Origin of the sequence: Phenylobacterium sp. Root1290 (assembly GCF_001425305.1) — a bacterium.
In the GTDB taxonomy this organism is placed as follows: Bacteria; Pseudomonadota; Alphaproteobacteria; order Caulobacterales; family Caulobacteraceae; genus Phenylobacterium.
On record NZ_LMEE01000001.1, the window covers coordinates 593,226 to 619,390 of the forward strand.

Consider the following 26,165-nt stretch of genomic DNA (forward strand, 5'->3'; position numbering starts at 1 on the left):
CGCCCGTCCTGCCAGCAAGCTTCGCCGTACCTGCGGCGGTTGTATGACGCGGCGACGCATGATTTAGAGCAGGTTCACGCCCAGGGCGCGCAAAATCCCCGGCCGAACCTTACTTTTCTGTCATGCTGCTGATCGATCGATATCTGCTCCGCCAGCTCCTCGGACCGACCGTGCTCGCCACGGCGGCCCTGGCGGCTGTCGCCCTGCTCTCGCAGAGCCTTTCGGCCCTCGATCTCATCGTCGGCCAGCGGCAGAGCGCGCTCGTCTTCGCCAAGGTGACCCTGCTGGCCATGCCCCAGCTGGTGAACATGGTGCTGCCGATCGCGGTGTTCGTCGCCGCCCTCGTCTCGCTCAATCGCCTGCACACCGAGCAGGAGATCGTGGTCTGTTTCGCCGGCGGCATGAGCCGCTGGCGGGTCATCGCCCCAGCCCTGCGGCTGGCGACGATGATCACGCTCGTGGCCATGGTCATGAACTTCTGGGTCCAGCCGCTGGCTGCGCGCGAAATGCGCGAGACGCTGTTCGAAGTCCGCACCGACCTGGCCTCGACCCTCATCCGCGAGGGCGAGTTCACCAATCCGGCGCCCGGCCTGACCGTCTACGCCCAGTCGGTGGACGCCACCGGCCTGATCCACAACCTCTTCATCCACCAGGAGAAGGATGGCGGCGGCGCGACCACCTACACCGCCGAGGAAGGCCGCCTGGAGAAGCGCAACGGCAAGCCGGTCCTGGCCATGCATCGCGGCTCCATGCAGGAGTTCGACAAGGCCGACGTCCTCAACTACCTGACCTTCGACGACTACCCATACGACCTGTCGCCGTTCATGCGCACCGACGAGCTGATCCACTTCAAGCCGTCCGACCGCTATCTGCATGAACTGCTGTTCCCGGACCTCACGCAGGACTGGGAAAAGCGCAACGAGCTGAAGCTGCTGGCCGAGGGGCACAACCGCATCGCCAGCCCGCTCTACAACATCGCCCTGATGGCCCTGGCCTTCGCCGCGATCATCGGCGGCGGCTTCAGCCGCATGGGCTACGGGCGGCGCATCGCGATCCTCAGCGCGGTCGCGGTCGGCTTCCGCATCCTCGGCTTCGTCGTTCAGGCGGCGTCCGAGGAAGCAGCCTGGCTCAACATCCTGCAGTATGTCGTACCGATCGTGGCGACCTATGTCGGCCTGCGCAGCGTGTTCCGCGAAAAGGTGTCCCGTTTCATCGACATGCGGCTGAAACCTCACAGGATCAGCCGGCACGGGGAGGCCGCGGCATGATCGGCGCCGGCAAGCTCGAGCGCTATGTGATGGGCCGCACCCTGAGCGGGGTCGGCGCCGCCCTGGCGGTCATCGCGGCGGTGATCATCCTGGTCTCGTTCGTCAACCTGTCGCGGGAAGTGGCGGTGCGCGCCGACGTCGGCGTCGCCCAGCTCTTCGGCCTCACCCTGCTCCAGGCGCCCTCGGTCGTGCTGCTGCTGCTGCCGTTCGTGTTCCTGTTCGGCGGCATCGCCGCCTATGTCGGCCTCAACCGGCGCTCGGAGCTGGTCGCCATGCGCGCCGCCGGCGTCTCGGCCTGGCGCTTCATCCTGCCGTCGGCCGCCGTCGCCTTCCTGATCGGCGTGGCGGTGGTGCTGGTCTTCAATCCCCTCGCCGCGGCCTTCAGCGCCCGCTACGAGTCCGACCGCGCCAACCTGATGGAAAACTATCTGACCGACGCGCCCAAGGAGGTCTGGCTGCGCCAGGGCGACGACCGAACCCAGATGGTCATCCACGCCAAGCAGCGCGACACCGAGCAGGGCCGCGTGCGCCTGAAGGCGGTTTCGGTCTTCGTCTACCAGAAGGACCGCGCCGGCCGCCCCGAGTTCAAGCGCCGCCTGGAAGCGGCCGAGGCCCAGCTCTATCCCGGCTACTGGAAGCTCTGGGACGTGCGCGAGGCCAGCGCCGGCGAAAGCTCGGTGCGCTCGGAATCGCTGTCGATCCGCTCGACCCTCGACGCCGAGTCGGCGATGGAGCGGTTCGCCGCGCCGCAGTCGGTCGCCTTCTGGCGGCTCCCCGACGCGATCCGCCTGACCGAACAGGCCGGCTTCTCGGCGAGCGGCTACCGCCTTCGCTTCCAGCAGTTGCTCGCCACGCCGGTGTTGTTCGCGGCCATGTCGATCCTCGCCGCCGCCTTCTCGCTGCGCCTGGCGCGGCTTGGCGGTTTGGCGGGCCTGGCCGGCGCCGGGGTCGGGCTCGGTTTCATCGTATTTTTCTTCAACGAGTTCTCGGGCGCGCTCGCCGGCGCCGACATCATCCCGCTGTTCGCGGCGGCCTGGGCGCCCCCGATCGTAGCGCTGCTGTCCGGCCTCGCGCTGCTCTGTTACACCGAAGACGGTTGAATCGCCGGTCTGACCGGCTATGCATCAAGCGTCAGGATCCGCGCGAGGGGAGTTCATGAGTCTCGGCAGGCGTTCAGCCTCAGCCAAGCGCGGCCTGCTTGCGGGCGTGGCGCTGATGGTGTTCTGCGGCGCGGCCCAGGCGCAGGAAGCCGCGCGAGTCGCGCCGCCCTCGCCCGACGGCCTGGCCCCCGGTCAGCTCTACATGGAAGCCGACCTCGTCATTCGCGACGACAAGAACAAGATCACGACCGCCAAGGGCGAAGTCGAGGTCCGCTACCAGGGCCGCACCCTCCACGCCCAGGAACTGGTCTACGACGAAGTGAAGGGCCTGATGCGGGCCCGCGGCGACACCTCGATCATCAACGCCGACGGCTCGGTCCAGTACGCCGACGAGATCGTGCTCGACGACGAGATGAAGGCCGGGGTCGCCACCGGCTTCGCCGCCCGCCTGCAACAGAACGTCAAGATGGCCTCGGCGAGCGCCGTCCATCGCTCCGACACGATCAACGAGCTCAACCGCGCGATCTATACGCCCTGCGATATCTGCGCGCCCGACGGCACGACGGCCAAGGCGCCGACCTGGTCGATCAAGGCCGACAAGGTCGTGCAGGATAAGGAACGCCAGCTCGTCTACTACCGGAACGCCGTGATCCAGGTGAAGGGCGTGCCCCTGATCTACCTGCCGATCTTCTGGCACCCGGACCCGCAGGCGCAGCGCAAGTCGGGCCTGTTGCCCCCGGAAATCTCGTTCTCCGATCGCCGGGGCTTCTCCTACGAGCAGCCCTATCTTTTCGTGCTCTCGCCGTCTGCAGATTTGACGCTAAGCCCTCAAATCAACACGAAAGTTAACCCGCTGCTCAATGGAAAACTGCGCAAGCGGTTCTACTCCGGCGGGCTCGAGGCGCGGTTCGGCTACACCTATGACGACGACATCGCCGCGCCCGACGGCCAGAGCGGCGACGAGACCTCGCACAGCTACATTCTCGCTGCGGGCGCCTTCGCCATCAACGACAACTGGCGCTGGGGTTTCACGGCGGAGCGCACGTCCGACGACCTTCTGTTCGACAAGTACGACATCGGCGGCGTCTACGAGGCGCGCGGCCCCTACGTGGCCGACGACCGCCGCCTGATCAGCCAGCTTTATACGATCCGCGAGGGCCAGCGGTCCTACTTCTCCGCCGCGGCCTTCACGATCCAGGGCCTGCGCCCCGACGACAACGACCGGACCTTCCCGATCGTCGCCCCGCTTATCGAGTCGCGCTGGGAAGCGGCGCCGGAAGTTCTCGGCGGCCGCCTGCGCGTTCGGGCCAGCGCCGTCGCCCTGACCCGGGACCAGTCGCCGCTGAACGCCCCGCCGGAGCGTCTCGACGGCCTCGACAGCCGCCGCGCCACCGGCGAGGTCGATTGGCGCACGACGTTCGTTTCGAAGTCGGGCGTCGTGGTGTCGCCCTACGTCCAGGCCCGCATCGACGCCTACTCGATCGACGACAATCTCCAGGGCGTGCTGTCGAACGGCTCGCGCTCGGACGACCTGATCCGCGGGCTCGGGGTCGCCGGGGCTGATGTCAGCTATCCTTTCTTCAAGCGTTACAGCAACTTCACGGCAGTTCTTGAACCGATTGTTCAAGTTGCGTTGTCGCCCGACGTCAAGCAGGTCGTCCTCGGCCGCGACGCCGCCGGCGCGCCGATCTACCTGAACGAGGACAGCCTCGCCTTCGAGTTCGACGAAACCAATCTGTTCCGCCCGAACAAGTTCCCCGGCTACGACCTCTATGAGGACGGCCTGCGCGCCAATGTCGGCGGACGCGCCTCGATCCTCTGGGACGACGGCCGCCGGGCCAGCCTGCTGGTCGGCCGCTCGCTGCGCACCAAGACCAATGACGTTTTCACCGAGGCCAGCGGCCTTCGGCCCAAGGAATCGGACTGGATCGTCGCGGCCTCGGCCGAGCCGGTCCGCGGCCTCTCGCTGTTCACTCGCGCCCGGCTCGATTCGGAAGATTTCGACATCGCCCGCGCCGAAGCCGGGGCCAACGTCTCGTCGAAGTGGGGCTTTGGCTACGTCCGTTACCTGCGCGACCGCTCCAACCCCATCGCGCTCGACACCAACGGCCGGGTCGAGAACGTCGACCTGGGCGGCGAGGTGTTCATCACCAAGAACTGGTCCTTCACGGCCTACGGCAATCGCGATCTGGCCGCCGACGCCTGGGTCGTTCGCGATATCGGCGTAGCTTACCGGGACGAGTGTCTGCGGCTGGACGTCTACTATCGCCGCGAGGACGCGATCGCCAATCGTCTGGGCGCGACCGAGTCTATCGGGTTCCGCCTAACCCTCGCCACATTGGGCGAACCGATATATGGCAACTGACAACCGCGGCCGCCCCGGGGCGCCGCCTGCTACGGCTACGCTAAGGAAGACCTCATCCATGAACCGCGCGCGTAAAGTCACGGGCCTTGCGGCGCGCGGCGTCGCTTTGGCCGCCGCCTTCGCCGCCGCCGCGGCCCCTCAGTACGCGTTTGCCCAAGCGCCTGCCGCCGCTCCCGCCGCCGCTGCGCCTGCGCCGACCGCGCCGGCTGCGCCGGCTGCGCCCCGCGGCCTGTCGGAATCCGTCGCCGCCGTGGTCAACGACGACATCATCTCGACCTACGACCTGGCCCAGCGGATGCGTCTGCTGATCGCCACCTCGGGCATCCAGCCGACCCAGCAGAACATCGCCCAGTTCCAGCGCGAGGCGCTGGTCTCCCTGGTCGACGAGCGCCTGCAGATCCAGGAGCTCCGCCGTCAGGAAAAGGAGCAGAAGATCTCCCTCATCGCCGACCCCGCCGAGGTCGACGAAGAGCTGACGGACATGGCCCGCAACAACAACATGTCGCTCGAGCAGTTCACCAACTCGCTCGCCGGCCAAGGCATCAGCGTCAGCACCCTGCGCGACCAGGTCCGCGCCCAGATCAGCTGGCAGCGCTGGATCCGCGGCCGGTACGGCTCGCGCCTGCGGGTCGGCGAAGATCAGGTCAAGGCCGTGCGCCAGCGCATGGAAGCCGCCGCCGCCAAGCCGCAGTTCCAGATCAGCGAGGTCTTCATCGACGCCAACCGCGTCGGCGGCATGGAGACCGCCATGAGCGGGGCGACCCAACTGGTCGGCCAGATGCAGCAGGGCGCGCCCTTCCCGGCCGTCGCCCGCCAGTTCTCGGCCTCGGCCACGGCCGCCAACGGCGGCGACGCCGGCTGGGTCACCGCCGGTGAAATGGCGCCTGAGATCGACGCTGCCCTCGAGCAGATGCGCCCGGGTCAGCTGTCCCAGCCGATCCCCGTCCGCGACGGCGTCTACATCATCTTCCTGCGCGACAAGCGCACGGGCGCCAGCGCCTCGGTCGTCCACCTGAAGCAGGCCGCGGTGGCCCTGCCGCAGACAGCCACCGAAGCCCAGATCGCCGCCGCCACGGCGACGCTGGAGACGCTTCGCGGTCAGGTCACCAGCTGCAGCGACATCGAAGCCAAGGCCGCCACGGTCAATGGCGTCGTCGCCGGCGACCTCGGCGAGGCCGACATCAAGGACCTGGCCCCTGCCTTCCGTCAGGCCATCGAAACCCTTCAGCCCGGCCAGGTGTCGGCGCCGATCCGCACCAACGCCGGCCTCCATATCCTGGCGGTCTGCGACAAGCGCGCCGGCGGGGCCGAGAGCCTCACCGCCGAGCAGATCGAAAGCCGCCTCTATGGTCAGCAGCTCAGCATGATCGCCCGCCGCTACATGCGTGACCTCCGGACCTCGGCGACGATCGAGACCCGGTGATCGCGCCCGACCAGCCGCCTCTTGCCCTGACCCTCGGCGATCCGGCCGGGGTCGGCCCCGAAATCATCGTCAAGGCCTGGAACCTGCTGCGGGCCAGCGGACCAGCCTTCGTGGTGGTCGGCGACTTCCAGGCGCTGGCCTCGGCCTCAGGCTCCAGCATGCGCACGGTGCGCCGGGTCACGACGACCAAGGAGGCGGTCGCGGTTTTCGCCGACGCCCTGCCTGTCCTCGACATCCCGCTGCGCAGCCCGGTCATCGCCGGCCAGCCGTCCTCGACCGCCGCGCCGGCCATCATCCGCTGGATCGAAACCGCGGTCGGTCTGGCGCTCTCGGGCGCGGTCAGCGGCCTGGTCACCGCTCCGATCGCCAAGGCCCCGCTGTACGAGGCGGGCTTCGGCTTCCCCGGCCATACCGAGTTCCTCGGCGAGCTGACCGCCGCCGCCAACTACCAGGGCGCCCGCGGCCCGATCATGATGCTGGCGGTCGAGGGACTGCGCACGACCCTGGTCACCGTGCATGAGCCCCTGTCCAAGGTCGGGGCTTCGCTCAGCGTCGACAAGATCGTCAACGCCGGCCTCGTCACGGCCCAGGCCCTGCGCCGTGACTTCGGGATCGCCGAACCTCGCCTCGCCGTCGCCGGCTTCAACCCGCACGCCGGGGAGGACGGCACGATCGGACGCGAAGACGCCGAGATCATCGCTCCTGCCGTCGCCGCGCTCCGCGCGCAAGGCGTCGCCGCCACCGGCCCGACCCCGGCGGACAGCCTCTTCCACGAAGCCGCCCGCGCCAGGTTCGACGCCGCGGTCTGCATGTATCACGACCAGGCGCTGATCCCGGTGAAGATGCTCGACTTCTGGGGCGGCGTGAACGTCACGCTTGGCCTGCCCATCGTCCGCACCTCGCCCGACCATGGCACAGCCTTCGACATCGCCGGCCGGGGGCTCGCGCGGCCCGACAGCCTGATCGCCGCCATCCGCATGGCCGGCGAGATCGCCGCACGACGCGTCTAGGGCCGGCCTCGTCGCCGGCGGCCTTGCCGACTCCGCCCACGCATGTCCTCTTGCCCGCTCTGATCCGGGGGAATTCCTGTCCATGCTTAATCGTCGCCACCTGCTTGCCGCCACCGCCGGCGTCACGAGCCTTGGAGCCCTGACGCCCGCTCGCGCCGAGAACACGGACGCGCAGGCGCAGGCTCTGAAGGTCTACGACCAGATCTTCGAAGGCATGCTGGCGGCCGACCCGCTCAACGCCTCCGGCCTGGGCCTCGACAAGGGCGCCCGCGCGCCGCTGAAGTCGCGCGTCGGCGACCGCTCCACCGCCGGCCGCATGGGTTCGTTCCAACCGCTGATCGACGCTCGCCCGGCGCTGCAGGCCATCGACCGCTCGGCCCTCAGCGGGCGCAGCGTCACCGAATACGACACCATCACCTGGTTCGCCGACCGCTGCGCCGAGGGCGCGCGCTTCGCCTTCGTCGGCGTCGACTCCTACGACTACCCCGTGCCCTACGTGCTCAGCCAGCTGACCGGCTGCTACCAGAAGGTCCCCGACGCCCTCGACACCAAGCACGTGATCGAGACCAAGGCCGACGCCGACGCCTACCTCGCGCGCCTCACCGACTTCGCCAAGGCGATGAACGACGAGACCGCCCGCGCCAAGGAGAACGCGACCCAGGGCCTCGTGCCGCCGGACTTCATCCTCGACAAGGCCCTGGCCCAAATGAACGCCTTGGCCGCGCAGAACGGCGAGACCTCCGGCCTCGCCGCGTCCGTGGGCCGGCGCGCCGCCGCCAAGGGTCTGGGGACCGACTGGGCCGCCAAGGCCGCCGTCATTGTCGATGGTCCGGTCGCCCAGGCGCTGGCGCAGCAGATCGACCTGCTGACCGCCCAGCGCCGCACCGCCGTCCACGACGCCACCGTCTCGCGCCAGCAGATCACCGCCGCCTACTACGAGTATGCGCTGCGCTTCCACACCACGACCAACCTGACGCCCGACGCGGCGCACAAGATCGGCCTGGAGCAGGTCGCCGACCTCACCGCCCGCCTCGATCCGCTGCTGAAGGCCCAGGGCCTGACCCAGGGCTCGGTCGCCGCGCGCCTCGACGCCTTCGCCAAGGACCCGGCCCAGTTCTACCCGAACACCGACGCGGGCCGTGAAGCGCTGCTGGCCGAGCTGAACCGTCAGATGGCGGCCGTGAAAGCCGCCGCGCCGAAGATGTTCAACACCATCCCCAAGGGCGGCATGGAAATCCGCCGCGTGCCCCCGGCCATCGAGATCGGCGCCCCCCGCGGCTATGCCGAAAGCGGTTCGCTCGACGGTTCGCGGCCCGGCACCTACTACATCAACCTGCGCGACACGACCGAGTGGGCCAAGTGGGCGCTGCCCACCCTCACCTATCACGAGGCGGTCCCCGGCCACCTGTTCCACGGCGCGCTCGTCCAGGAAGCCGGCGCCTCGCCGATGCTGTTCAAGAACATCGGCTTCACCGCCTACGGCGAGGGCTGGGGCCTCTATGCCGAGCAGCTCGGCGACGAGCTTGGCATGTACGACGCCTACCCGGCCGGCCGGATCGGCTGGCTGCAGTCGTTCCTCTACCGCGCCGCCCGGATCGTTCTGGACACCGGCATCCACGGCAAGGGCTGGAGCCGCGAGCAGGCCATCGCCTATATGCGCGAGACGGTGGGTCTGCCGCTGGGCGCGGCCGAGAACGAGATCGACCGCTACGTCGTCTGGCCGGGCCAGGCCTGCGGCTACAAGATCGGCCATACCGAGATCGATCGCCTGCGCACCAGGGCCAAGGCCGCCCTCGGCCCGAAGTTCGACGTCAAGGGCTTCCACGACGCGGTCCTGCTCGGCGGCTCCCTGCCGCTGGCGGTGCTGGAGCGCGTGGTCGACCAGTGGACGGTGTCCCAACGCTGATGAGCGACCCGGCCGACCTCGCCCGCGAGCTGACCATCGACTTCGTCGGCGGCGCGGTCGGACACCGCCATCGTTTCGGCGGCGGCCGCGGCCAGGATCTGCCCCGCGCGGCCGGCTTCGTGAAGGGCGTCACGCCGACCATCGTCGACGCCACCGCCGGCCTGGGCCGCGACGCCTTCCTGCTGGCCTCGCTGGGTGCGCAGGTGACGCTGATCGAGCGCTCGCCCCACGTCCACGCCCGCCTCGCCGCCGGCCTGGCCGCCGCCGCGGCCGATCCGCAGACCGCGCAGGTCGTCGCCCGCATGACCCTGCTGCACGGCGACGCCCGCCTGCTGCTGCCGACCCTGTCGCCGGACGTGGTCATCGTCGATCCCATGCACCCGGAGCGAACCTCCACCGCCCTGGTGAAGAAGGACATGCGCCTGCTCCGCGACCTCGTCGGGACCGACCCCGACCAGCTCGAACTGATGCAGGCGGCGCTGGCCTGCGCCCGCAAACGCGTGGTCCTGAAATGGCCGCGCAAGGGGCCGCCGATGCCGGGGCTGCGGCCGCCCTCTCACCAGATCGTGGGCAAGACCCTGCGCTACGACGTTTTCATGACCGCAGCTTCCTGAGACAATGCCCCTATGAGCGTCGCCTTCACCAAGGAGGGGGACAGCGAGTCGGCCGCCGCCGACCTGCCTGATCGTCCGATCTCCCCGCACCCCAACCTGGTCACCGCCAAGGGCCTGGCCCAGATCGAGGACGAACTCGCCAAGGCGCGCGCCGCCTACAGCGCGGCCCAGACCGGCGGCGACGTGAACGCCGACCGCACGGCGATGGCCAGGGCGACCCGCGACCTGCGCTACTACGGCGCCCGCCGCGCCAGCGCCCAGCTGGTCGAGCCGGACCTCGCCCTGGACACCGTCCAGTTCGGCCGCACCGTCACCTTCGAGCGCGAGGACGGCCGCCGCCAGACCTACGCCATCGTTGGCGAGGACGAAGCCGATCCGGCCGGCGGTTCGGTGTCCTACATCTCGCCCCTGGCCCGCGCCCTGCTCGGCAAGCGCGTCGGCGACCTGGCCGACGTCAACGGCGCCGAAGTCGAGATCACGGCGCTCGCCTGAGCATCTCCAGCAGCGTCTCCACGCAGGCGGCGGAGTTCCCGGCCGCGGCCTCGACCATCTCGTCATAGGTCAGGTGGCTGTCGCCGCCGGCCAGGTCCGACAGCGTCCGGATCACGTAGAGCGGCACGCCCCAGGCCCGCGCCACGACCGCGACCGCGCCCGACTCCATGTCGATGGCGTCGGCGCCCAGCCGCGCGTGCAGCTCATCGCGCGTCGCCGCGCAGTTCAGGAAGTAGTCCGCCGTCACCACCCCGCCGAGCCGCGCGTCCAGTCGGCCGCTCACCGCCTGCGCCAGCCTGGCCAGCACCGCCCGCACTGCCTCATCGACCGGCTCCGGCGCGCTCAGCACCGGCGCCCCGACCGGGATCACCCCATAGGCCGTCGGCGTGAACGCGCCCGCGGTGACGATCCCGTAGTCGTGCACCGCCAACCGCTCGGCCAGCAGCACCGAGCCCACCGCAAGCGCCGGGTTCAGCCCGCCGGCCACGCCAGAGAAGATCAGCGTCCGCGCGCCGAACATCGACAGCAGCAGCGTGGCGGCGGCGGCGGCGTTGACCTTGCCGATCCCGGCCTGCGCCAGCACGACCGCCTCGCCCGCATGCCGGGCGCGCCAGACCCTGGTCGGCCCGTGAATCTCCGGCTGCGGATCGGCGTGCAGGACCCCGCGCAGGGCGTCCATCTCTTCAGGGGTGGCGCAAAGGATCGCGTGCATGCGCCCCGCTTAGCACGGCCTCAGCGGCGCTGCCCGTCTTCGGCGGCGCGCAGCACGAAGGCCAGGATCTCGGCCACCGCCACATACAGCCGCTCCGGAATCTCGGTTTCCAGCTCGATGCTCGACAGCGCCTCGGCCAGCACCGCGTTCTTCTGGATCGGCACGCCGTGCGCCTGCGCGGCCTCGATGATCCTCTGCCCGACCAGCCCCCGTCCGCTCGCCACCACGCGCGGCGCCTGCGGGGCGTCATAGGTCAGGGCCACGGCCAGGGTCTTGCGCGCGTCCTCGCTCATGACGTCTGGTCCACCAGCCGCCCAGCCTCGGGCTGCGCCAACCGCGGCGCGCCGGCGTGCACGGCGATCTCGGCGCGGAAATCGGCCCGCGCCAGCGCGGCGCCCAGCAGTTCGCGGCCTTCCTCCAGCCGCGCAAGCCCGCTCTCGCGCTCGGCCCACAGCCCGACGATCGCCTGCCCGCCCGCCAGCGAGACCCGCGCGTGAATCGGTCCCAGCGGCTCGATGTCCAGCGAGAACGCCGCCCGCCAGGTCGGCTCCGCCTCCCCGCCCTTGCCGCGTCCATCGCGGCTGATTTCGAACTGCGCCACCGCCGCCCCCTGCGGCGTCGTGAACGGCATCTCGAACATCCAGCGGGTCACCTGCGCGGCGACCGGCTCCTCGGCGCCGGCCGGCAGCGAGGCGATCTGCAACAGCTCCTGGCGCGCCACCGCGCTCTCGGTCTCCGCCAACAGCCTCTGCCCGATCGTGCTGGGCGAGGCGTCGAGCGGCAGACTGGGCGTCGCCGAGGGCTGGGCCCGTGGCCCGCCCGCGCGATAGGGCGGCGGCGGCGTCTTCGCCGGCGCGCGGGCGTCCGGCGAGCGCGGCGCCCCGGCCAGCCACGCGCTCAGCGCCTGGCGCAGCACCAGCAACCCGGCCTTCAAATCCTGGCCCATCGGCGAGACCTGCGGCGCGGCGGCGAGCCTCGCTTCCAAGAACAGCCCCGATTGCGACAGCGCCTTGGCCACGTCGCCGCCGCCGACCCGCGCGTCGAAGGGCGTCGCCTGGGCCAGCACCTGCGCCGCGGCCGAGCGCACCGGCCCCGGCAGCGCCGGATTGCCCGCCGCCTGGGTCAGGTCCGCCATCAGCGGGGCCAGCCCGCCCTGGCGCGTGGCCGCCTGCTGCGCAGTCTGCGCCAGCATCTGCGCCCCGACCTGGCCGGGATCGATGTCGATGGAAGGCGCGGCGGGCGGCGTCACCGGAATCACCGGCCGCACCGGCGTCACCGGTATGACCACCTGGGGCGTCAGCGGGCCTTGGATCGGCGTGATCGACACGGGCGACTCATCTGCCAAAAGTTGCCGAGACCTTACCGCGCAGGAGTGAAGGCGGGCTTAAGGAGGGATCGCCTACCACCTCGGTCTGGTCGACAGGAGGAGCAGCGCATGGCGGAATTCGAGATCGCAGGCATCGAGGTGGTCAGGTGGCTGGAGAGCCCGGCCGCCGACGTGACGCTATTGCTCGGCTGCGGGTTCGATGACGGAGAAAGCGAGGACCTCCTGGTGATCTCGGCCGTCGATCTGGCCGCCCGGCGCGTCAGCTTCACCGCCGCCCGAACTCTGCCCATGGTTCGCTTCGGCGCTGGAACCGTGGTGTCCGGCGAGGCCCTGCGTGACGCGGTGCTCGCCGCCACGCCCGCCGACCAGCGCGCAGAGAATGCGGCCTACGAGGAAATCCGCGGCCTCGTGCCGCTCCGGCCGCCCTCGCGTGAGGATCTCGACACCATCGTGCAGGCCTACCGCAGCCATCAGGCCGGCGAACTGCCGAACGTCGAGACACGCCACGACCAGGCCCGCGCGCTCAAGCGCAGCCAGGCCTGGCGCGCCGGCGTCGTGATCGCTGGCGGTTGGCGGCGCATCGTTCTGCAGCGTGGCGGACCGCCCGAAATCGACGTTTCGATCCACCTCGCCCGGTTCCAGCGCGAGGCTGGCGACGCCCGCGGCGCATTGGCGACCATCAAGGAGCTTCGGGCCGCACGCCTCCAGATGGCCGACCGTGAACGCGCTATCGTCGCCACCATGGAGGGCGCGGTTCACGCCGACCTCTTCGAGGCCCAGCGCCGCAACGTCGATCACTTCGAACAGGCCTATGTCTGCGCCCGCCGCGCGTTCGCCGCCGATCCGAACGGCGAGGAAGTGAAGGCTCTCTATCGGCGCCTGGACAGCTTGGCGCCGAAGCGCCCATGACCGCGATCGCCCTGCCCTTCGGCGGCCGCGCCTGCTATTGCGGGCGGCGATGACCCTCGACCAGCTCCCGCCCCTGCGTGAAACCCTCGCCGAGCACGACCTGCTGGCCAAGAAGAGCTTCGGCCAGCACTTCCTGCTCGACCTCAACATCACCCGCAAGATCGCCCGGCTGGCCGAGGTCGGCGAAGGCGATCACGTGATCGAGGTCGGGCCTGGTCCGGGCGGCCTCACCCGCGCCTTGCTGGAAACCGGCGCCAAGGTCACCGCCGTCGAGGCCGACCCGCGTTTCGCGCCGCTGCTCGAAGAGCTCTCCGTCGCCTCCGGCGGCGCGCTCACCCTGCGCCTGGAAGACGCGCTGAAGACCAACGAGGCCGAAGTCGCCGCCGGCGCGCCGGCCCACATCGTCTCCAACCTGCCCTACAACGTCGGCACGCCGCTGCTGATCAAGTGGCTGACGGGCGCCTTCACGCCCGCCTCCATGACCTTGATGTTCCAGAAGGAAGTGGCCGACCGCATCGCCGCCGAGCCGGGATCCGACGCCTATGGCCGTCTCTCGGTCATCGCCCAGGCGACCAGCCACACCGCCGTGGTCATGGACGTTCCGGCCCGCGCCTTCACCCCGCCGCCCAAGGTCGCGTCTGCGGTGGCGCGGCTGACCCCGCGCGAGGGGCGCCCGTCGCCCGAGCGCCTCGACGCCCTCCAGCGCGTCACCGCCGCCGCCTTCGGCCAGCGCCGCAAGATGCTGCGCTCCAGCCTCAAGGTCCTCGGCGGCGCCGAACTCTGCGAGGCCGCCGGCATCGCGCCGGAAGCCCGCGCCGAAACCATCGACATCCCGGGCTTCCTGGCGCTCGCCGACGCCCTGCGTCGGCGCTAGCCGAACATCTTGGCCCGCAGCCGGCGCATGCCGCCGATCCAGCGGTCATAGTCCGCGGTCTTGCGCTGCATGTAGGTCAGCACGACCGGGTGCGGCAGGATCAGGAAGCTCTCCGCCGCCAGGCCCTGCACCACGCTCTCGGCCACCTCGTCGGGGCTCAGCACGCCGTCCAGGTTCTGCGGCTGCGAAGCGCTGTCGCCCTGCCGCAGCATGGCGGTGTCGACGCCTTGCGGGCACAGGATCGAGACCTTGATGCCCTGGTCGCCATGGGTGATGGCCAGCGACTCGGCGAAGCCCACCGCCGCGTGCTTGGTGGTCGAATAGACCGCCCCGCCGATCTGCGACAGCAGCCCCGCCGCGGAAATCGTGTTCAGCAGATAGCCGCCGCCGCGCGCCTGCATGCCCGGGATCGCCGCCCGCGCCGCATGCACGTGGGCCATGACATTGACGTTCCAGGCCCGGTTCCAGACCGCGTCCGGGGACGAGGCCGCGTTCTGCTTGTCGGGATCGCCGTCGCCGACCCCGGCGTTGGAGCAAAATAGGTCGATGCCGCCATGGCGCGCCTCGATGTCCGCGACCATCGCCGCCACCGCCGCGCCCTCGCTGACGTCCAGCGTCACCGCCTCGCCGCCGATCTCCTTGGCCACCGCCGCCGCGCCCTCGCCGTTGCGATCGGCCACGATCACCGCCTTGGCGCCCTCGCGCGCGAAGCGCCGGGCCAGTCCGGCCCCGATCCCCTCGGCGCCGCCGGTGACGACGACGACCTTGCCCTTAACGTCCATGGAAATACGTCCTTTTGATCAGGCTTGAGCCGCGTCGGCATAGCCGGCGTACGAGTTCTTCATGCTGGCGTGGTTCAGCAGCATCTCGGCGACCTGTTTCTCGCCCTTGGCGTCGAACACCCGCGTCCGCACCCAATAGGATTCCGTGCGCTTGCTCTCTGCCAGGGCGGCGATCTCGCGGCGCAGCACGTACTCCTCGCCGACGAACAACGGCCCGTCGATGACCTTGATCTCCTGGTCGGCGAACAGCCCCACGGCCGGTCCCTTCACGGGGAACTCCGCCTCGCGGCTGGAGTACTCGAACAGCACGCTCAGCATTTCGAACGGGATGATCGCCCGGCCCCAGGGCGAGGCCGCAGCGTCGGAGTACCAGGGCGAGTTTTCAGTGATCCCGTCCAGCTTCTGGTTCAGGCTGAACGGATAGAGCGCGCCCATGTTCTGGTCGGCGTCCATCCGCACGCGCTCTTCCTTGGCCCCGGTCATGCCGACCTTCAGGTCCTCCAGGATCAGCAGCTTGCCGGGCGGACGCAGGGCCGCCATGCGCGCCTCCAGCAGGCTCGGCGTCGTCTGTGGGCCGACGCTGGCGCTGGCCTCCAGCACCGGGGTCCCATCGGCCTTCTCGGCCCAGACCCGCGTCGTCGTCGCGCCCTCGGCGGGGATCTCGGCGAAGGCGCGGACCTCCTCGCCCTCCACCACCATGTTCAGGAAGTGGGACGAGATGCAGCCGCTCTCATACCAGCGCTGCCCCCAGATCCTGGCCAGCAGCGGCTGGAACTGGCTGAAGTGCGTCGGCCCCTCGATCGGCCCGGCCCGGAAACCGAGCTTCTCGGCCATGGCGTCGTCATGGATCGACGAATGGCCGCCATACTCCTGATCGGCCAGCATCTGACGCGGCTTGCGCAGCGGTCCGGCGAGGCTGATGGGCGTGTCGAAGCTCATGGGTGTCTCCTGGCAGGGACGCGCCGGCGGCGGCGCGTCGCCTCGTATAGAGCCACGCACATCAGTTTCGAACAACCGTTTGAATATCAGCGACCCTCCTTCGGATAAGGGGTGAGCGCCCGCCAGCGACCGAAACTGTCGCATCAGCGCCATACCTGAAGTTCGCGCTGGTGAAGGTCAGTGGTTGGGGGATCGGAGTTGGCGAAGAGTCACAGCAAACATCGCCTAAGATTGGCGGAGGCACAGAATTGGCGATGCGCCTACTGTTCGGGCCGTCTGCACATGGACGGTACACGGCGAGACGGTGCCACCGTTGAACACGTCACACCCCGTATGTTGGGCGGCTCAAACAGCAAGGATAATCTCGTCGCAGCGTGCCGCGCCTGCAATATTTCGCGCTCGGGGTTCTACAGCGCTAAGGTTTTCCATCGGATACGGCGGTGGCAACTGCGAAAGGGCTACTGGCCTCAATGCACTCAACCACGCCGACGGGTGCGCGAATTGTTGCAGCGTATATTCCGAGAAGCTGAGGCTGTCAGAGATGCCGAGTTCGACATCTTCATGGCACAGCTCGCTTCCGCCCCCTGGGACGGTCAGGATTTTGGACAGCAGGCCGCAACCTCAGCTACTCAACAATCAGCTGAGGTCATCGCCTTCAATGCTCTTGGGGGCCCATACGCCGCCCCGCCCCCTCACCCCTTGATGAACGCCAGCAGGTCGGCGTTGAACTCATCCTGGTGGGTGGTCGCCAGGCCGTGCGGCGCGCCTGGATAGACCTTGAGCTGGGCGCCCGGGACGATCTTCGCCGACTTCAGCCCCGCCGCGCCGATCGGCACGATCTGGTCGTCGTCGCCGTGGGCGATCAGGGTCGGCTTGTCGATCTTCTTGAGGTCCTCGGTGTAGTCGACCTCCGAGAACTCGTGGATGCAGTCGTACTGCCCCTTGATCCCGCCCATCATGCCCTGCAGCCAGAAGCTCTCGCGCACGCCTTCCGAGATCTTCGCCCCCGGCCGGTTGTAGCCGTAGAACGGCATGGTCAGGTCCTTGTAGAACTGGCTGCGGTCGTCGAACACGCCCTTGCGGATGCCGTCGAACGCCTCGATCGGCGTGCCTTCCGGATTGGCCTCGGTCTTCAGCATCAACGGCGGCACCGCGCCCAGCAGAACGACCTTGGCCACCCGCTTGGTGCCATGCCGGCCCAGATAGTGCGCCACCTCGCCGCCGCCGGTGGAATGCCCCACCATCACCAGGTCCTTCAGGTCCAGGAACTCGATCAGTTCGGACAGGTCGTCGGCGTACTGATCCATGTGGTTGCCGTCCCAGGTCTGGTCCGAGCGGCCATGGCTGCGCCGGTCGTGGGCGATGACCCGATAGCCCTGCGAGCCCAGGAACTGCATCTGGCCGTCCCAGGCGTCGCCGGTCAGCGGCCAACCATGCGAGAACAGCACCGGCTGCCCCTTGCCCCAGTCCTTGTAGAAGATCTTCGTGCCGTCCTTGGTGGTGATGAAGGCCATGGTCGTCTCCCTGGTGCTGCTGGCGCCCGCGCGAGCCGTCGCATGACAGCCCATGGGCATGAAACGCGAACTGGCGCAGTCCTGCCGCGATCTGGCCGACTGCTCGTCTTTGGGGCGCGCACGTCGACGCCCTGCCGCAGATCGGCGCGGCGCAGGCTAGGCGACGAAAATGACAATCATCCCGGGTCGCTAACGCACGAGGCATGATCTCGTGCCCTTCAGGCCGCTACGGTCAAGCCTCGCCGGCGCTGATCGAACGTCGGGTCAGTACGGATAGCCGGGATAGCCGGGATAGCCGTACTCATACGGACCGCCAAACGGCGGGCGTCCGCCGCCCCAGTACTGGCGATAGCCGTTCTTCTCCTGGCCGAAGGTCAGGGCCAGCGTTCCGTTCTCGCCCAGGGGCATGACGCTGGTGATGTAGCCGCTGCGATAGCCGCCGGTGCCGACCGCCACCCCGACTTCGCCGTGGATCCTGCGCTCGCGCGGCAGGCGCACGCCTTCGCCGAACGCCTCTTCCGGCGTCGTCGTCGCGGCTGGCGACTCCGCCAACCAGCGCTCGATCTGTTGCGCGGTGTCCAGGGTCTCGGCCGGCGGCGCGGCCCGGGTTGCGACGGGGGCCGGTTCGGCGGCGGCGAGATCGATCTCGGAGGGCGCGACGCCGGTGGCGCCGGCGGTGCTCATCGCTTCCTGGGCATGAGCCGCCCCGGTGGTCAGGGCCAACACGGCGGCAGCCGCCAAAATCGAACGCGTACGCATGCTAGGGGCGCCTCCAAGCGCGCTACAGCTTAAGCAGCCGATATGGGCGCTGGTAAGGCGCTATCCAAGCAGCGAGGCCGCGCCGTCCCAGGCGAGCTTCGATCCGACCGCGATCAGCAGCACATAGATGATGCGGTAGAAGTTCCCGGCCGGAACGCGCCGAACCAGCCAGACCCCCGCCCAGGTCGAGGCGATGGCCAGCGGCAGCAGCACCAGGGCCGTCATCATCGCCTCGCGCGTGAACTGCCCCAGCGCCCAATAGGCCGGGACCTTCATCCAGTTCACCACGGCGAAGAAGATCGCGCTGGTGCCGATGAACACGTCGCGCGGCAGGTTCTTGGGCATCACGTAGATCTGGAACGGCGGCCCGCCGGCATGGGCGATCTGGCTGGTGAAGCCCGCGGCCACGCCCGCCAGCACTCCGCGCCAGGGCAGCTTCTCGGCCTTGGCCGGCTTCAGCGGGGCCGAGCCGCGCTCCGCCCACAGCCGCATCAGCGCAAAGACGATCGAGACCGCCCCGACCGCCAGTTCGACCGCCCCGGGCTTGACGAACGCCGCCAGCGAATAGCCCAGGGCGATGCCCCCGGCCGCGCTCGGCAGCATGATCGCCAGCACGCTCTTGTCCCAGGTCTTGCGGAACGACCAGACGCTGACGACGTCCTGCACGATCAGGATGGGCAGGGTGATGGAGGCGGCCAGCACCGGCGAGACCGCCAGCGCCATCATCGGCACGGCGATCACCCCGATCCCGGAGAACCCGCCCTTGGCCAGGCCCAGCAGGATCACCGCCGGAATCGCGATGGCGTAGAAGAAGGGATCGGTCAGCAGGGGGACGTTACTTCCGCTTGCCGAGCTCGGCGGCGATGTCCTTGACGTTGTGGCCGACCTTGCGGTGCGCGGCGATCACCTGGTCGGGCTTCACGCCCCAGCGCTTGGCCCAGAACGCCACCTCGTGGCGCTCGCGGATGTCCAGCCGCACGTTGTCGCGAAAGTCCCGCTTGCCCTTGGGTTCGGCCATGATCGCCTCCGTGATCGGCCCTGGCCTACCAAGTCCGCCCGGCGGCGCCTACCCTATTGCGGCGCGCTCGGCCGGCTGACCACGAACGCCGCGCAGAGGCCCAGCGCCCCGGCCACCGCCAGCCCCAGCCATAGCCCGGGATGCACCGACAGCAGGAAGATCGCGAATCCCGCCGCCATGCCGGTGCAGGCCAGCACCTTCGCCCGCCGGGGAATCGCGCCGTGGGCGCGCCAGTCGCGGACCAGCGGCCCGAACTGCTTGTGGTTCAGGATCCAGGCTTCCATGCGCGGCGACGACTTGGCGAAGCAGGCCGCGGCGAGGATCAGGAACACCGTGGTCGGCAGCAGCGGCAGGAACGCGCCGGCTATGCCCAACGCGGTGAACCCCAAGCCCAAAACCAGATAAAGCGCGCGCGTCATGCCAATTGAGAGTCTCTCTCAAAAGCCTTCGCGGCGATAGGGGGTCAGGCGGCCAAATCTGCGAGGCGCCTGGCCAACGCGACATTGACCGCCTCGTAGGCGGGGACGAAGTCGCGCGCGATCTTGCCCTTGCTCCAGGTCGCCGGCAGCAGCCCGCCCAGCAGTTCGGTGTGCAGCACGTGCGCGCCCTGCGCGTGCGGGGTCAGCAGGAACCCGTGCCGGCCGGCGAACAGCAGCGGCACGTGGCCCGACCAGGCCAGCTCCCGTCCGGGTTCGGCGGCCACGATCCGCACGGTCTGGCGCACGACGCCCCGCCCCGCCAGGTTCCGGAACACCATCTTGGCCCGCGTCCCCAGCCTCGCCTCGCCGCGGACCTCGAGGTTCAGCGGGTTCCACTCCCCATAGCGGGCGAAGTCGGCCAGCACGGCCCAGACCTGGTCCGGCGTGGCCGGGATGATCGCCTCGGTGCGGATCTGATGCATGGCGCGACTATATTCGCAAATCCCGCCTCGGCTGCCATTGTCGAGCCATGGCCAACACCGACCTCGCGACGCGGACCTACAATCACGGCTGGCGGCTGGACCCGATCATCCGCAGCCTGCTCGACACCGATTTCTACAAGCTGCTGATGCTGCAGCTGATCTGGAGCCTGCACCCCGACGTCCAGGCCACCTTCTCTCTGATCAACCGCACCCGCCACGTCCGCCTGGCCGACATCGTCGACGAGGGCGAACTGCGCGCCCAGCTCGACCACGCCCGCACCCTGTCGTTCTCCAGGAAGGAGCTGATCTGGCTGGCCGGCAACACCTTCTATGGCGAGACCCAGATGTTCAAACCGGGCTTCATCGGCTGGCTCGCCGACTTCCGCCTGCCGTCCTACGAGCTGACGAGGCGCGAGGGCCAGTACGAGCTCAGCTTCCACGGCCCCTGGACCCACACCAGCATGTGGGAAATCCCGGCCCTGGCCATCATCAACGAGCTGCGCACCCGCACCGTCCTGCGCGGCCAGGGCCGGTTCGCGCTCGACATCACCTACGCCCGCGCCAAGGCCAAGCTCTGGGAGAAGGTCGAGCGACTGCGCAGGCTGGACGGCCTGCTGATCTCCGACTTCGGCACGCGGCGGCGCCACTCCTTCCTCTGGCAGCGCTGGTGCGTGGAGGCGCTGAAGGAGGGCCTGGGCGAGGCCGTGCTCGGCACCTCCAACGTCCTGCTGGCCATGGACGGCGACCTCGAGGCGATCGGCACCAACGCCCACGAACTGCCGATGGTCGCCGCCGCCCTGGCCGACACCGACGCCGAGCTGCGCGCCGCCCCCTACCGCGTGCTCGACGAGTGGCGGCGCACCTATGGCGGCAACCTGCTGGTCGCCCTCCCCGACGCCTTCGGCACCCGCGCCTTCCTGGCCGACGCCCCCGACTGGGTCGCCGACTGGACCGGCTTTCGCCCTGACAGCGCCCCACCGATCGAGGGCGGCGAGGAGATCGTGGCCTGGTGGAAGGCCAAGGGCCGCGACCCGCGCGAGAAGCTGCTGGTGTTCTCCGACGGCATGGACATCGACTCGATCGAGGAAACCCACCGCCACTTCGCCGGCCGCGTGCGCATGAGCTTCGGCTGGGGCACCAACCTGACCAACGACTTCAAGGGCTGCCTGCCCGACGGCGGCGACGCCCTCGACCCGATTTCGCTGGTCTGCAAGGTCACGCAGGCCAACGGCCGCCCCGCCGTAAAGCTGTCTGACAACCCCGAAAAGGCTACCGGCGACCCGGCTGAAATCGCCCGCTACCTCCGCGTCTTCGGCCAGGCCGGCCGCCACGCCCATGCGGTCAGCGTCTGACGCTGCGCCAAATCGTCTCACTCAAAGCGCTGCAACCAAACCGCGCCAAGCGCACTTCTCTCACGGCTTGCGGGGTTGTCCTACGCGCCTCAGTGCGCGTCCAGGCTGTACGGTCAAGTTCAGCATCGATCGAGCCGGCCCCCGTGGGGCTCGGCTCTCGAATCATACCCAATGATATAATTTTTGACTCAATCCCATATTGGGCAAGGGATATGAATCATACCCGCGCCACGATATTGCCTTATCACGGTCCTTTGACCGCCGAAATGAGCCGTCAGCTTGGAGATGCCTCGGGGGAGGCCTCACAGTTTTACGGGAGACCCTCATGCGTTCCATTCTCACCTTCGGGGCTGCGGCCCTCGCCCTCGCCGTCGCTGCTCCGGCCTTCGCTCAGGACACTGCGGCCAAGCCCGCCGCGCCGCCGGCTAGCGACGCCAGCGCCACTGCCGCAACCCTGGCCGCGGGCGCCGCGGTGAAGGACAAGACCGGCGCCAACATCGGTACCGTGACCGAAGTCAAGCCGGACGCCACCGGCCAGCAAGTCGCGACCATCAAGATGGGCGCCGACACCTTCGCGGTCGAAACCAGCAAGCTGCAGATCGCCGACGGCTCGGCGACGATCAACGCCACGGCCGACGAACTGAAGGCCATGCTGAAGAAGTAAACTCCCTGCAAGGCGCGCCCTGGTCCTCCAGCCGGGGCGCGCCTTTCTTTTTGCCCCGGCGTCAGGTTTCGGTTTCGAGGCCCCCGGGCCTAGCGAAACCGCTCAGACTCAGTCTTCCAGCCGCTCGGGCTGGTCCAGATAGATCCCGTCGCGGCAGATCACGCGATCCGAGCTCTCGTCTCCGACGCCCGTCTCCAGGCAGAAATTGCGCAGGATGATCGTCAGCCCCTCCGCCGGTTCGCCGCTGGGCCGGGCGCCGTACTTCAACGGGGCCAGCTTGCCGACCTGCCAGCGGATCGTGTCGATCAGCAGCTTGTCGCGCCGCCAGCTCTTGCCCGTGGCGCCCTGCGCGATGGCGCGCGCGGCGTCGAACAGCCGATCGGCCTGCACCTGCCTCGCCCGCCGATAGGCGGCCGCGAACGCGTCGTGCCGCGCCAGCCATTTGTAGACCGTCGCCTGGCTCGGCATCCCCGGCTCGGCGCAGATCTCCTCTAGTCCGGCGGCCTCGGCGATTCTCCCGCACACCGCCTCGCCCAACGCCTGCGTGTAGCGCAGCGGCCGGCCAGGCGGCGACCACCAGCGCCTGGCGTTCTCGCGCCGCGCCAGCCGATAGGCCCGGCCCAGCTCAGGCTCGCGCTTCATCCAGGCCAGGAACTGCGTGCGGCCGGGCATGCCATCGCGGGCGGTCAGGATGTCGGCGAGCCGCTCGCCCAGCGCTACGCGCGCCGCCACATGGGCGGTGATCTGCGCCCGCTCAGCCGGCGTATAGACGCAAGGCCGCCCGCGCCGCCGTCGCGGCGCGTCGTCAATATCTGTCATGTCGGAAAGGTCCCAAGGGGCCACGCCCCATCAGACCTCAAATCCTACCGCAAACGCCCCGAAAGTCCAGAACATTTGAAGAACGCGGCCACGTCCGCGCGTCTCAGCGGAAGACGTAGACGTCCCCGCCCGTCCGCTCCGGCAACGGTCCCGACGCCACCGTCAGCTCGGCCCGCCGGCCGCCGCACACACACCGCATCCGCTCCGTGAACGCCCGCAGCGGCAAGCCGCCCAGCCCCTGCGCCACCCAATGGGTCGGGTCGCACGGCGCTTCCCTTTGACAGCCCGGCGAGGCGCAATGCGCCACCAGGTGCCGATCGCTTCCCACGCACGCCAGCAGCGGCTCGCGCTGCATATCGCCTCGGTCGTTGTTCTTCATGTTCGCCTCCAGCGGCAGAACAAAAGCAGAACATGAGGACATGCGCGACTCCGTCTGGGTTGTTTGTCAGCCGCCATTCCAACCCATGGAAGAGCGACCACACGCCAGCATCGGAAGAGTCGCGGCTTCTCAAAACAACAGAGGCGTCCACAGGCCGCGAATTCCTGTGAACGCCTTGATCCGATGGCTCCGGGGCTGAGCCCCTACTCCGCCAGCAGCCCGTCGACGAACTCCGGCAGCCACGGATTGCGGCCCGGCTTCATCCGCTCCGAGCGATAGATGTGGCCGAGGTCGGCATAGGCGCGGTCGAAATTCTTGTTCACGATGACGTAGTCATAGAGCCGCCAGTGCTCGATCTCGTCCTTGCCCTTGATCAGGCGCTTCTGGATGACGTCCTCGCTGTCCTGCGCCCGCGCATGCAGCCGCCGCGACAGGTCCTCCCATGACGGCGGCAGGATGAACACCCGCACGCTGTCCTGCGGCGCGGCGTCCGCCACCTGCTTGGCGCCCTGCCAGTCGATGTCGAACAGAACGTCCTTGCCCGCCTCCAGGGCGGCCATCACCGGCGCCTTGGGCGTGCCGTACCGATTGTCGTGCACATCGGCCCATTCCAGGAACTCGCCGCGCTCGATCATCGCATCGAAGGTCGGGCGGTCGACGAAGTAGTACTCGCGCCCCTCTTCCTCGCCGGGCCTAGGCGCACGCGTCGTGCACGAGATCGACAGCATCAGGTCGCTATGGTCGGCCACCAGCCGTCGCGACAGCGAAGTCTTGCCTGCCCCCGACGGCGAGGACACCAGCAGCATCACGCCCCGGCGGGTGGTTTCCCAGGGCCTGGGATGGTCGTGTCCGTCAGTCATTCTCTATTCCCTTCCCTCCGCGTTGCGGGGAGGGAAACGCCTATTCCACGTTCTGCACTTGCTCGCGGAACTGTTCGATCGTCGCCTTAAGCTCAAGACCGACCGTGGTCAAAGCCCCCAGCGCCGATTTCGAGCACAGGGTGTTGGCCTCGCGCATGAACTCCTGGGTCAGGAAGTCCAGCCGCCGCCCCTGGGGCCCCTCGGCCACGATATGCGCGCGCGCCGCATCGACGTGGGCGCGCAGCCGGTCCAGTTCCTCGCGGACGTCGGCCTTCACCGCCATGGCCGCCGCCTCGGTGACGATCTTGTCGTCGCTGACGGCTTCCCCCACCAGCTCGGCCATGCGCCGGGCGAACCGCTCCTTGATCGCCGCCGGCTGCCCGTCGGCCAGGTTTTGGGCCTCGCCGACCAGTGCCTCGATCTTGTCGACCAGGCCGATCAGCACCGCGGTCAGCGCCAGACCTTCTTCGCGCCGCGACGCCGCCAGCGCCTCCAGCGCAGCACCGATGGACAGCGCGATCGCCGCCTGCAATGCCGACTGCGCCTCGGGGTCGTCGTCGCTCTCGGCCGCCTCGATCACGCCGCGCAACGCCAGCAGGCCGTCCAGGCTCGGCGGCCCGGCCTTGCCGGCCTCGATCAGCGGCGCGCCCATGGCGAGGTAGCGCGCCAGCACCTCTTCATTGATGCGAACCTCGACGCCGCTGTCGGTGCGCTTGGCCTGGACGCCGACATTCACCTGACCACGGGCGAACCGCGCCTGGGCGCCGTCACGCGCGGCCCGGTCCAGCTGATCGAACCCGGGCGGTCCGCGAAACCGGATCTCCAGATTACGGCCGTTGACCGACCGCGCCTCGACGGCCCAGGTCCAGTCTCCCGCCGCGCCTTCCGCCCGGCCAAACCCCGTCATTCCAGATAGTGGCATTGGAACCCCCGCTCGGGACCCACGCCCCTCGAAGCCGCATCATTGTCGCGCCAGTTTACACGCCGGCGAAACGGCGTGGCTATGGCGCCGATGCATTGGGCTCCGGCCTCCGATCGCCACGGTCCGCGCCCGTGGGGACGCGGACCGCAGGCAGATCGCTTAGCGCCGGGTGATCTCGACCCTGCGGGCTTCAAAGTCCGGGGTCGCTGCAGGACCGTTCTCGACGGCCGCGGGCGCGACCATCTCGATATTCGCCGCAGGAACGCCGGCCGCGATGAGCCGATCGCGAACCGACTCGGCCCGTTGCTGCGCCAGGCGCTGGTTCAGCGTCAGGTTGCCTGTGCGATCGGTATAGCCGGTGATGGCGACGCGCAGGTCTTCGCGCTGGATCGCGGCGGCCGCCTGGTCGATCAGGCGACTGTCGTCTCCGCCGACCGCTGCAGAACCGAGCGAAAAGTGCACGGCCGCCGGTAACCCGACGACGACTGCGGGTGGCGTGACCGCCGGGGCCGCCGTGGCTGGCGCGACCGGTGTCGTCGCCACGGTCGGAGCCGGAACGCTCTGCACCGGCGGCGCGACGACCGCGGGCGCGGTCGGCCTCACCTCGGCGACAGGCGTCGTGGCCGGTTGCCGTCCCAGGAAGAACCAGGCCAGCAGCGCCAGCGCCGCCAGACCGAGCAGCCATGGCAGCATGCGGGCCATCCCACCGCTCGCCGCGGGCGCAGCCGCTGCGGTCGAACGGGCCGCATAGACCGGGGCCGCGGGCGGCGGACGGTCCTCCGTCCGATGCGCGCGGTCGCCGAAGTCGGCGACTGTGGCCGAGGCGTCGGTGGCCGCGCTGGCGACGGACGCTGCCGCAGCCCCGGCGCCCAAGGCGCCGGCCGCAAGCGTCGCCTTGCCGATCCCGCCGACGACGTCGGCGCCGCCGAACACCGAGAGCTTCCGGAAATGTTCGGCCAGCAGATAGTAGACCGTCACCCGGTTCTTCGTGCGGTCGCCGGCCATGCGCTCGCCGACCCCGGCGATCGCGCTGTCGAGTTCGGCGTTGCTGTGGGTAAGGCCCAGCTTCTTTTTCAGATAGTTCTCGCGGACCCGGTTGAGCTCCTCGGGTTCCGTAAATGAGACGAGCGATGAATCGCGGTTGTGCAGGGCGATGCCGCAGTATCGGACGATCGCATCGATGACCTTTGAATCGGCGCTCGGAACGTACTTCCTGACGTCGATGGCCCAATCTTCCGCCATAAGCTTGTCCTCCG

The 26,165-nt window shown here is 69.2% G+C and carries 29 protein-coding genes; 13 read left to right on the forward strand and 16 right to left on the reverse strand.

The window, feature by feature from the left end:
* Positions 1-122 precede the first annotated feature (122 nt).
* The 8 genes from lptF (at position 123) to greA (ending at position 10,178) form a co-directional block, all read left to right on the forward strand.
* The gene (lptF, locus tag ASC79_RS02850) at positions 123-1,268 is read left to right on the forward strand and encodes an LPS export ABC transporter permease LptF (RefSeq protein ID WP_056019370.1); all 1,146 of its coding nucleotides are present in this window, start codon (positions 123-125) and stop codon (positions 1,266-1,268) included.
* Positions 1,265-2,368 (forward strand): LptF/LptG family permease, encoded by a 1,104-nt coding sequence (locus ASC79_RS02855; RefSeq protein WP_056019373.1) that lies wholly within the window; start codon positions 1,265-1,267, stop codon positions 2,366-2,368. The genes lptF and ASC79_RS02855 overlap by 4 nt, the downstream gene beginning before the upstream one ends.
* Positions 2,369-2,423: 55 nt before the next feature.
* Positions 2,424-4,733: an LPS-assembly protein LptD gene (locus ASC79_RS02860; RefSeq protein ID WP_056019376.1), complete on the forward strand. Its 2,310-nt coding sequence runs from the start codon at positions 2,424-2,426 to the stop codon at positions 4,731-4,733.
* A 58-nt stretch (positions 4,734-4,791) separates the two neighbouring features.
* The gene (locus ASC79_RS02865) at positions 4,792-6,156 is read left to right on the forward strand and encodes a peptidylprolyl isomerase (protein WP_056019379.1); all 1,365 of its coding nucleotides are present in this window, start codon (positions 4,792-4,794) and stop codon (positions 6,154-6,156) included.
* Positions 6,156-7,166, forward strand: coding sequence for a 4-hydroxythreonine-4-phosphate dehydrogenase PdxA (pdxA, locus tag ASC79_RS02870; protein WP_056020951.1), 1,011 nt, complete (start codon positions 6,156-6,158; stop codon positions 7,164-7,166). The genes ASC79_RS02865 and pdxA overlap by 1 nt, the downstream gene beginning before the upstream one ends.
* A gap of 82 nt (positions 7,167-7,248) precedes the next feature.
* Positions 7,249-9,072: a DUF885 family protein gene (locus ASC79_RS02875; protein ID WP_056019382.1), complete on the forward strand. Its 1,824-nt coding sequence runs from the start codon at positions 7,249-7,251 to the stop codon at positions 9,070-9,072.
* Positions 9,072-9,686 carry a class I SAM-dependent methyltransferase gene (locus tag ASC79_RS02880; RefSeq protein WP_056019385.1) on the forward strand — a complete coding sequence of 205 codons (615 nt, stop codon included), beginning with the start codon at positions 9,072-9,074 and terminating at the stop codon, positions 9,684-9,686. The genes ASC79_RS02875 and ASC79_RS02880 overlap by 1 nt, the downstream gene beginning before the upstream one ends.
* Positions 9,687-9,698: 12 nt before the next feature.
* Positions 9,699-10,178 carry a transcription elongation factor GreA gene (greA, locus tag ASC79_RS02885; protein WP_056019388.1) on the forward strand — a complete coding sequence of 160 codons (480 nt, stop codon included), beginning with the start codon at positions 9,699-9,701 and terminating at the stop codon, positions 10,176-10,178.
* Here greA and mtnN read toward each other — a convergent pair.
* The 3 genes from mtnN to ASC79_RS02900 are packed head-to-tail and all read right to left on the reverse strand — an operon-like array spanning position 10,162 to position 12,217.
* Positions 10,162-10,890 (reverse strand): 5'-methylthioadenosine/S-adenosylhomocysteine nucleosidase, encoded by a 729-nt coding sequence (gene mtnN, locus ASC79_RS02890; protein WP_056826574.1) that lies wholly within the window; start codon positions 10,888-10,890, stop codon positions 10,162-10,164. The genes greA and mtnN overlap by 17 nt on opposite strands.
* A 20-nt stretch (positions 10,891-10,910) precedes the next feature.
* Entirely contained in the window at positions 10,911-11,183 is a 273-nt protein-coding gene (locus ASC79_RS02895) for an EscU/YscU/HrcU family type III secretion system export apparatus switch protein (RefSeq protein ID WP_056019394.1), read from the reverse strand.
* The gene (locus tag ASC79_RS02900) at positions 11,180-12,217 is read right to left on the reverse strand and encodes a flagellar hook-length control protein FliK (RefSeq protein WP_056019396.1); all 1,038 of its coding nucleotides are present in this window, start codon (positions 12,215-12,217) and stop codon (positions 11,180-11,182) included. The genes ASC79_RS02895 and ASC79_RS02900 overlap by 4 nt, the downstream gene beginning before the upstream one ends.
* A gap of 108 nt (positions 12,218-12,325) precedes the next feature.
* Here ASC79_RS02900 and ASC79_RS02905 point away from each other — a divergent pair, with 108 nt between their 5' ends.
* Entirely contained in the window at positions 12,326-13,126 is an 801-nt protein-coding gene (locus ASC79_RS02905) for a hypothetical protein (RefSeq protein ID WP_056019398.1), read from the forward strand.
* A gap of 49 nt (positions 13,127-13,175) precedes the next feature.
* Complete coding sequence (gene rsmA, locus ASC79_RS02910) at positions 13,176-14,000, forward strand: 16S rRNA (adenine(1518)-N(6)/adenine(1519)-N(6))-dimethyltransferase RsmA (RefSeq protein WP_056019401.1); 825 nt, start codon at positions 13,176-13,178, stop codon at positions 13,998-14,000.
* Here rsmA and ASC79_RS02915 read toward each other — a convergent pair.
* Both ASC79_RS02915 and ASC79_RS02920 read right to left on the reverse strand, forming a co-directional pair.
* A complete protein-coding gene (locus tag ASC79_RS02915; protein WP_056019404.1) occupies positions 13,997-14,782 on the reverse strand; it encodes an SDR family oxidoreductase in 786 nt (261 codons plus the stop codon). The two genes, rsmA and ASC79_RS02915, sit on opposite strands and share 4 nt — an antisense overlap.
* 18 nt (positions 14,783-14,800) lie before the next feature.
* On the reverse strand, positions 14,801-15,721 hold the full coding sequence (locus ASC79_RS02920) for a hypothetical protein (RefSeq protein WP_056019407.1): 921 nt from the start codon (positions 15,719-15,721) through the stop codon (positions 14,801-14,803).
* A gap of 180 nt (positions 15,722-15,901) precedes the next feature.
* On the opposite strand from ASC79_RS02920, the gene ASC79_RS21735 reads away from it, so the two are divergent.
* A complete protein-coding gene (locus ASC79_RS21735; protein ID WP_369817290.1) occupies positions 15,902-16,495 on the forward strand; it encodes an HNH endonuclease in 594 nt (197 codons plus the stop codon).
* Here ASC79_RS21735 and ASC79_RS02925 read toward each other — a convergent pair.
* The 6 genes from ASC79_RS02925 to ASC79_RS02950 form a co-directional block, all read right to left on the reverse strand.
* Positions 16,414-17,235 carry an alpha/beta fold hydrolase gene (locus ASC79_RS02925; protein ID WP_056019409.1) on the reverse strand — a complete coding sequence of 274 codons (822 nt, stop codon included), beginning with the start codon at positions 17,233-17,235 and terminating at the stop codon, positions 16,414-16,416. The two genes, ASC79_RS21735 and ASC79_RS02925, sit on opposite strands and share 82 nt — an antisense overlap.
* 264 nt (positions 17,236-17,499) lie before the next feature.
* Entirely contained in the window at positions 17,500-17,994 is a 495-nt protein-coding gene (locus tag ASC79_RS02930) for a hypothetical protein (RefSeq protein ID WP_156378310.1), read from the reverse strand.
* Positions 17,995-18,054: 60 nt separating this feature from the next.
* Positions 18,055-18,822 carry a sulfite exporter TauE/SafE family protein gene (locus ASC79_RS02935; RefSeq protein WP_056019415.1) on the reverse strand — a complete coding sequence of 256 codons (768 nt, stop codon included), beginning with the start codon at positions 18,820-18,822 and terminating at the stop codon, positions 18,055-18,057.
* A gap of 7 nt (positions 18,823-18,829) precedes the next feature.
* A complete protein-coding gene (locus tag ASC79_RS02940) occupies positions 18,830-19,012 on the reverse strand; it encodes a DUF3606 domain-containing protein (protein ID WP_056019418.1) in 183 nt (60 codons plus the stop codon).
* A gap of 53 nt (positions 19,013-19,065) precedes the next feature.
* Positions 19,066-19,431: a YbaN family protein gene (locus tag ASC79_RS02945; RefSeq protein WP_056019420.1), complete on the reverse strand. Its 366-nt coding sequence runs from the start codon at positions 19,429-19,431 to the stop codon at positions 19,066-19,068.
* A gap of 44 nt (positions 19,432-19,475) precedes the next feature.
* A complete protein-coding gene (locus tag ASC79_RS02950) occupies positions 19,476-19,913 on the reverse strand; it encodes an SRPBCC domain-containing protein (RefSeq protein WP_056019423.1) in 438 nt (145 codons plus the stop codon).
* Between the two features lie 47 nt (positions 19,914-19,960).
* Here ASC79_RS02950 and pncB point away from each other — a divergent pair, with 47 nt between their 5' ends.
* Positions 19,961-21,265 carry a nicotinate phosphoribosyltransferase gene (gene pncB / locus ASC79_RS02955; protein WP_056019426.1) on the forward strand — a complete coding sequence of 435 codons (1,305 nt, stop codon included), beginning with the start codon at positions 19,961-19,963 and terminating at the stop codon, positions 21,263-21,265.
* Between the two features lie 325 nt (positions 21,266-21,590).
* Positions 21,591-21,929, forward strand: coding sequence for a hypothetical protein (locus ASC79_RS02960; protein ID WP_056019434.1), 339 nt, complete (start codon positions 21,591-21,593; stop codon positions 21,927-21,929).
* Positions 21,930-22,037: 108 nt separating this feature from the next.
* Here ASC79_RS02960 and ASC79_RS02965 read toward each other — a convergent pair whose 3' ends face one another.
* The 5 genes from ASC79_RS02965 to ASC79_RS20660 all read right to left on the reverse strand — a co-directional run bounded on the left by ASC79_RS02965 (position 22,038) and on the right by ASC79_RS20660 (position 26,151).
* Positions 22,038-22,748 carry a hypothetical protein gene (locus ASC79_RS02965; RefSeq protein WP_156378311.1) on the reverse strand — a complete coding sequence of 237 codons (711 nt, stop codon included), beginning with the start codon at positions 22,746-22,748 and terminating at the stop codon, positions 22,038-22,040.
* A 103-nt stretch (positions 22,749-22,851) separates the two neighbouring features.
* The gene (locus tag ASC79_RS02970; RefSeq protein ID WP_056019440.1) at positions 22,852-23,127 is read right to left on the reverse strand and encodes a hypothetical protein; all 276 of its coding nucleotides are present in this window, start codon (positions 23,125-23,127) and stop codon (positions 22,852-22,854) included.
* A gap of 203 nt (positions 23,128-23,330) precedes the next feature.
* Positions 23,331-23,987 (reverse strand): guanylate kinase, encoded by a 657-nt coding sequence (gene gmk / locus ASC79_RS02975; RefSeq protein WP_056019443.1) that lies wholly within the window; start codon positions 23,985-23,987, stop codon positions 23,331-23,333.
* Between the two features lie 40 nt (positions 23,988-24,027).
* Positions 24,028-24,909, reverse strand: a complete 882-nt coding sequence (locus ASC79_RS02980) for a YicC/YloC family endoribonuclease (protein ID WP_056019445.1) — start codon at positions 24,907-24,909, stop codon at positions 24,028-24,030.
* Between the two features lie 159 nt (positions 24,910-25,068).
* Positions 25,069-26,151, reverse strand: a complete 1,083-nt coding sequence (locus ASC79_RS20660; protein ID WP_082531908.1) for a DUF2853 family protein — start codon at positions 26,149-26,151, stop codon at positions 25,069-25,071.
* Positions 26,152-26,165: the final 14 nt, after the last annotated feature.

Bases quoted from the DNA above. Each gene is read 5' to 3' on its own strand.
- ASC79_RS02930 (WP_156378310.1), bottom strand. From the start codon at position 17,994: ATGCGTACGCGTTCGATTTTGGCGGCTGCCGCCGTGTTGGCCCTGACC.
- ASC79_RS02960 (WP_056019434.1), top strand. From the start codon at position 21,591: ATGCGTTCCATTCTCACCTTCGGGGCTGCGGCCCTCGCCCTCGCCGTC.
- ASC79_RS02895 (WP_056019394.1), bottom strand. From the start codon at position 11,183: ATGAGCGAGGACGCGCGCAAGACCCTGGCCGTGGCCCTGACCTATGAC.
- ASC79_RS02965 (WP_156378311.1), bottom strand. From the start codon at position 22,748: ATGACAGATATTGACGACGCGCCGCGACGGCGGCGCGGGCGGCCTTGC.
- gmk (WP_056019443.1), bottom strand. From the start codon at position 23,987: ATGACTGACGGACACGACCATCCCAGGCCCTGGGAAACCACCCGCCGG.
- ASC79_RS02860 (WP_056019376.1), top strand. From the start codon at position 2,424: ATGAGTCTCGGCAGGCGTTCAGCCTCAGCCAAGCGCGGCCTGCTTGCG.
- greA (WP_056019388.1), top strand. From the start codon at position 9,699: ATGAGCGTCGCCTTCACCAAGGAGGGGGACAGCGAGTCGGCCGCCGCC.
- ASC79_RS20660 (WP_082531908.1), bottom strand. From the start codon at position 26,151: ATGGCGGAAGATTGGGCCATCGACGTCAGGAAGTACGTTCCGAGCGCC.
- ASC79_RS02940 (WP_056019418.1), bottom strand. From the start codon at position 19,012: ATGGCCGAACCCAAGGGCAAGCGGGACTTTCGCGACAACGTGCGGCTG.
- ASC79_RS02925 (WP_056019409.1), bottom strand. From the start codon at position 17,235: ATGGCCTTCATCACCACCAAGGACGGCACGAAGATCTTCTACAAGGAC.
- ASC79_RS02945 (WP_056019420.1), bottom strand. From the start codon at position 19,431: ATGACGCGCGCGCTTTATCTGGTTTTGGGCTTGGGGTTCACCGCGTTG.
- lptF (WP_056019370.1), top strand. From the start codon at position 123: ATGCTGCTGATCGATCGATATCTGCTCCGCCAGCTCCTCGGACCGACC.
- mtnN (WP_056826574.1), bottom strand. From the start codon at position 10,890: ATGCACGCGATCCTTTGCGCCACCCCTGAAGAGATGGACGCCCTGCGC.
- rsmA (WP_056019401.1), top strand. From the start codon at position 13,176: ATGACCCTCGACCAGCTCCCGCCCCTGCGTGAAACCCTCGCCGAGCAC.
- ASC79_RS02875 (WP_056019382.1), top strand. From the start codon at position 7,249: ATGCTTAATCGTCGCCACCTGCTTGCCGCCACCGCCGGCGTCACGAGC.
- ASC79_RS02880 (WP_056019385.1), top strand. From the start codon at position 9,072: ATGAGCGACCCGGCCGACCTCGCCCGCGAGCTGACCATCGACTTCGTC.
- ASC79_RS02950 (WP_056019423.1), bottom strand. From the start codon at position 19,913: ATGCATCAGATCCGCACCGAGGCGATCATCCCGGCCACGCCGGACCAG.
- ASC79_RS02855 (WP_056019373.1), top strand. From the start codon at position 1,265: ATGATCGGCGCCGGCAAGCTCGAGCGCTATGTGATGGGCCGCACCCTG.
- ASC79_RS02905 (WP_056019398.1), top strand. From the start codon at position 12,326: ATGGCGGAATTCGAGATCGCAGGCATCGAGGTGGTCAGGTGGCTGGAG.
- ASC79_RS02915 (WP_056019404.1), bottom strand. From the start codon at position 14,782: ATGGACGTTAAGGGCAAGGTCGTCGTCGTCACCGGCGGCGCCGAGGGG.
- ASC79_RS02865 (WP_056019379.1), top strand. From the start codon at position 4,792: ATGAACCGCGCGCGTAAAGTCACGGGCCTTGCGGCGCGCGGCGTCGCT.
- ASC79_RS02920 (WP_056019407.1), bottom strand. From the start codon at position 15,721: ATGAGCTTCGACACGCCCATCAGCCTCGCCGGACCGCTGCGCAAGCCG.
- ASC79_RS02980 (WP_056019445.1), bottom strand. From the start codon at position 24,909: ATGCCACTATCTGGAATGACGGGGTTTGGCCGGGCGGAAGGCGCGGCG.
- pncB (WP_056019426.1), top strand. From the start codon at position 19,961: ATGGCCAACACCGACCTCGCGACGCGGACCTACAATCACGGCTGGCGG.
- ASC79_RS02970 (WP_056019440.1), bottom strand. From the start codon at position 23,127: ATGAAGAACAACGACCGAGGCGATATGCAGCGCGAGCCGCTGCTGGCG.